We start from the raw sequence: 4,169 nt of genomic DNA, 5'->3' as shown, positions 1-4,169 counted from the left end.
GAAAAATATATAATTTATGATATTATATAATAAGTGATATACAAAATATATTGGGATGGAGTTCCCGTTTAAATGCGTAAATGCTGATGACTCCTACAAAATAATTAATTATTTTGTAGGAGTCTATTATTTTACATGGAAAAAAAGGAGGATTACTAATGAAAAGAAAAATTATATTAAAATTAGGATTATGTGCATCTATAATAGGAATAATAACAGGTTTAATAATTGCATTATTCTTAATAGGATTAGAAAAAGCTACTTATTTTAATCAAAATTATAAATGGCTAATATTTATATTGCCATTTTCAGGTGCTATAATGACTTATGCTTATGAAAAATATGGGAAAAATTCTCATAAAGGTAATAATATTATTATTGAAAATATAAATGGAAGTAATGAAAAAATACATTTTATAATGGCGCCGTTAGTTTTTATAGGAACTATATTAGCGCATTTATTTGGAGCATCTGTTGGTAGAGAAGGTACAGGAGTTCAAATTGGAGGAACTATAGGAAGTGTTATTTCAGATAAAATAAAATTACATGGAGTTCAGAAGAGAATATTACTAATTTCTGGTGTGTCAGCAGGGTTTTCATCAGTATTTGGCACACCATTAGCAGGAACTTTATTTGCTTTAGAAGTAGCTAGAATAGGAAACTTAACTTATGAGGCTTTTTTACCAGCAATAATTGCAGCATTGGTAGGAGATTGGGTAGTTAAATATATAGGAGTTACACATACTCATTTTATTATTCCACCATCAGAGAGTTTTATACTATCTACTGTTATAAAAGTTATAATAATGGCAATTTGTTTTGGTATAGTAAGCAAATTATTTTCACTTTTTACTCATTGGTTTAAAGAGATATTAAGTAAATACTTAAAAAAATCTTATATGAAAACAATAGTAGGTGGTTTGTTAATGGTTATTATTACATTACTTATAGGCAATAGATTATACAATGGATTAAGTTTAGGATTATTAAGTGATGCTTTTAATGGAAATGTATCGTATTATAGTTTTTTTATTAAATTAGTACTTACTACTCTTTGTTTAGGAGCAGGATATCAAGGAGGAGAAGTTACTCCTTTATTTGTAATAGGATCAACTCTTGGATGTATTTTAGGCGGTTTTATGGGACTACCTTTTGCATTTTCAGCTTCGTTAGGATTAGTAGCGGTATTTGCAGGAGCTACTAAGACACCTATAGCATCTTTTATGATGGGGTTAGAATTGTTTGGAAGTAATAATATGATATTTATTATGTTAGTTTGTGTCATTAGTGTATTTATTTCAGGTAAAAAGGGTATATATGGTGCTCAAATATGGGGAGATTTATAATTATATAAAAATGCAGAATAAAAAAGTTATGAGTTTAAAATAAACTCATAACTTTTTTATTTTTTAATTATTTTCTTTTTTTTCAATCCAATCTAAAACTTCAGGTGTTAAAGAAGCAGAAGTTTTTGAATCTATTTTAGATACAAAAATAAGATCTTTTTCTGAAACAATACTTTTTAAATCTTTCAGTAGTTCATTTATATTCATTGAAGTATGAATAAGAAAACTTGATGGCATAAAATGAGCCCAAGCACCTAAAGACTTTATTTTTCTTATTAAATTAGCATCATTATGGTGGTGATGTTCATCATTTCCACATCCACAATTTTCATTATCTTCTCTTAAATGATATGTTATTAAATATATTGACATTTTATACCGCCTTTTTATTTTAATTTATAAAGAATTTAAATCTGTATAATAAATTTATATTTTATATTGTACTACAAATAAAAATATAAATCAATTGAAAATAAAAGTCAATTAATTATTGACAATGCATAAAAAATATAATATTATTATTTCATAAGATTAATGATAATCAATATCAATTAAAAGCATTATCAATTAGGAGGGTTTTATTATGAAAATTATATACTGGAGTGGTACAGGAAATACAGAAGAAATGGCAAAGTTTATTGCACAAGGAATAGAGGAAGCTGGCAAAAAGGCAGAATTAATTAATATATCAACAAATAATATAGATTCATTAGAGAATGAAAAAGTGGTTGTTTTAGGATGTCCATCTATGGGAGCGGAAGAGTTAGAAGAAAGTGAATTTAGTCCATTTTTAGAATCAATAGAAGATCAATTAAAAGGAAAGATAGTAGTTCTTTTTGGTTCTTATGGATGGGGTGATGGTGAATGGATGAGAAATTGGCAAGAGAAAATGGTTCAAATAGGTTGTGATGTTCCTTTAGAACCAGTAATAGTTAATTATACACCAGAAGGTGATACTATAGATGAATGTATAAATTATGGAAAAGAAATAGCAAGCTTGGATAAATAGTTTTAGGAGGGGTAGTAGCTGTGGGTGAAAAATTAAGTTCTTTTTATAAAATATTAAGTGAAATGGATAATAAAGATTATTTTGAGAATTTTATCATTTATAATACATCATTAGTTAGTGCGGGATTAAAACCTGCAGCTACTATAAACATAAAAAAAAGTGATTGTAAAAATAGTTATGGATTATGGTGCAGATATGGAGACTCATTTTTAAAAAATATTAACTTAGAATATATAGTTTTAAGAGATACTGAAGATTCAATAATATTATTAGTGTATGATAAAATATTATTAGAAATTTATTTAAATAAACCTTATAATAAATTATTATTGATAGAGTTAGGATATGATGAAGAAGATACTTTAAGTGAATGCTTAAGTAAATTAAAAAAGAGATATGATATTTGCAAATGTCCTCATGAATTAGGAATTTTTTTAGGCTATCCAGTAGATGATGTAAAAGATTTTATGAATAATACTAAAAAGAAATGTTTAGTTTGTGGATATTGGAAAGTTTATAATCGATATAATGAAGCACAAAAAACTTTTAGTTTATATGATAAAGCAAAAGAAGTTACTATAGATAATATTATTAACGGTAGGTGTACAATTAATTTAGCTCTGTATTTAAGAGAATATTTTTCTAATAATAAAATATTAGCATTATAATAAATTAACCATATGTTATAGAAACATATGGTTAATTTATTTAGCGAATAATTTTATAATTAACTTCTATATTGCTTATTAAATTTGCAATATTATAATCGATTACTGTACTTGCACTAAAAGTTTTTACTGTTAGATTATTTAATGATTTTGAAGTAATATTAGAATTTAATACTATTTGATTTGTACTAGCAGTATTTTTGTCTAAGTAATATAATATAGAATCTGTTATAAGTATAGGGGTAACTGTAGGTGGATTAAAAGTAACAGTAATACTATATGTTTTTTTTAAATTATTTTCATATATTAAAGAGAATTTTTTTAAGCCTTTTTCTAAAAAGATATTATCATTTATAGAAGGATTATAAAAACTATCATTTATATAAAGATAAGTGTTTTCTGGTGATGAAATTTTAAATGTGTAATAGTTTGCTTCAGGTATATCAATAAATCCTGTTAATGTAGCATAGGAACAATTAATAAATTGCTCATCTTTAATTTTGAAATTTTTTGCTATTCCTTCTCCTAAAATACTTCGAGAGTCATCAGGATTTTTTTTATATAAGGTATAATATAATCCCGAAGAAAGGTTTTGCTTAATTATTTCATCTTGAGGATTTTCTATAAGAACTTTAGCATTTATTTTTCCATTATCAACCAAAAGAGTAGGTATACCTCTTTTCATAATTTCCTGAATATAAAATTTTTTTTTCATAGCTAAATTAAATGAAACCACAGTAAAAATATTAGAATATCCTTGAGCTGTTATTACAATACTTTTATTAAGATTAATATAGTCTACATTTGCAACCATAGAATAGTTTATTAATTCTTTTATTTTAGGATTTTCATTAACATTAGGAGATGCTGGAGTATATGGCTCAAGAGCATCTACGGAACTTTTGTTATTATCAATATCTTTTGAAAATAAAGAAAGTATTTCATTACGAATAATTTCTTTTGTTAAAAATTTTTCTATAAAGTCAGAATTACTAATAGTAGAGGTTATTTTTAAATCATCTAAAATTTTTTCTGTTTCTAATTCGCCTAATAAAATTCCTTGAAAAGATTCTTCAATTAATTTATTTATAAAATTACTTAATGTACCATTAATACTCATAAAAAAACTCCTAGAAAATTATATTT

The 4,169-nt window shown here is 24.9% G+C and carries 5 protein-coding genes and 1 riboswitch; of the genes, 3 read left to right on the top strand and 2 right to left on the bottom strand.

Annotated elements, in window-relative coordinates:
• The first annotated feature begins 42 nt into the window (after nucleotides 1-42).
• Nucleotides 43-103: riboswitch (Fluoride riboswitch) on the top strand.
• Nucleotides 104-158: 55 nt separating this feature from the next.
• Complete coding sequence (locus tag GBZ86_RS13290; RefSeq protein ID WP_152891404.1) at nucleotides 159-1,346, top strand: chloride channel protein; 1,188 nt, start codon at nucleotides 159-161, stop codon at nucleotides 1,344-1,346.
• Between the two features lie 63 nt (nucleotides 1,347-1,409).
• Here the strand turns inward: GBZ86_RS13290 and GBZ86_RS13285 are convergent, their stop codons facing one another.
• Nucleotides 1,410-1,718 (bottom strand): hypothetical protein, encoded by a 309-nt coding sequence (locus GBZ86_RS13285; RefSeq protein ID WP_152891402.1) that lies wholly within the window; start codon nucleotides 1,716-1,718, stop codon nucleotides 1,410-1,412.
• Nucleotides 1,719-1,929: 211 nt separating this feature from the next.
• Here GBZ86_RS13285 and GBZ86_RS13280 point away from each other — a divergent pair, with 211 nt between their 5' ends.
• Together GBZ86_RS13280 and GBZ86_RS13275 are read left to right on the top strand one after the other, a co-directional pair.
• Nucleotides 1,930-2,355 carry a flavodoxin gene (locus GBZ86_RS13280; protein ID WP_152891400.1) on the top strand — a complete coding sequence of 142 codons (426 nt, stop codon included), beginning with the start codon at nucleotides 1,930-1,932 and terminating at the stop codon, nucleotides 2,353-2,355.
• A gap of 20 nt (nucleotides 2,356-2,375) precedes the next feature.
• Complete coding sequence (locus GBZ86_RS13275) at nucleotides 2,376-3,023, top strand: DUF3793 family protein (RefSeq protein WP_327445266.1); 648 nt, start codon at nucleotides 2,376-2,378, stop codon at nucleotides 3,021-3,023.
• Nucleotides 3,024-3,063: 40 nt separating this feature from the next.
• On the opposite strand, the gene GBZ86_RS13270 is transcribed toward GBZ86_RS13275, so the two are convergent.
• Complete coding sequence (locus GBZ86_RS13270) at nucleotides 3,064-4,143, bottom strand: hypothetical protein (protein ID WP_152891398.1); 1,080 nt, start codon at nucleotides 4,141-4,143, stop codon at nucleotides 3,064-3,066.
• Between the last annotated feature and the right edge of the window lie 26 nt (nucleotides 4,144-4,169).

The sequence above is a fragment of the Clostridium tarantellae genome, assembly GCF_009295725.1.
GTDB lineage: Bacteria > Bacillota > Clostridia > Clostridiales > Clostridiaceae > Sarcina > Sarcina tarantellae.
The sequence above is the reverse complement of the archived record's forward strand: the minus strand, read 5'-3'. Positions and strand labels throughout refer to the sequence as shown.

What these genes read in the sequence shown, in the direction of transcription:
- GBZ86_RS13290 (WP_152891404.1), top strand. Translation starts at nt 159, where the DNA reads ATGAAAAGAAAAATTATATTAAAATTAGGATTATGTGCATCTATAATA.
- GBZ86_RS13285 (WP_152891402.1), bottom strand. Translation starts at nt 1,718, where the DNA reads ATGTCAATATATTTAATAACATATCATTTAAGAGAAGATAATGAAAAT.
- GBZ86_RS13280 (WP_152891400.1), top strand. Translation starts at nt 1,930, where the DNA reads ATGAAAATTATATACTGGAGTGGTACAGGAAATACAGAAGAAATGGCA.
- GBZ86_RS13270 (WP_152891398.1), bottom strand. Translation starts at nt 4,143, where the DNA reads ATGAGTATTAATGGTACATTAAGTAATTTTATAAATAAATTAATTGAA.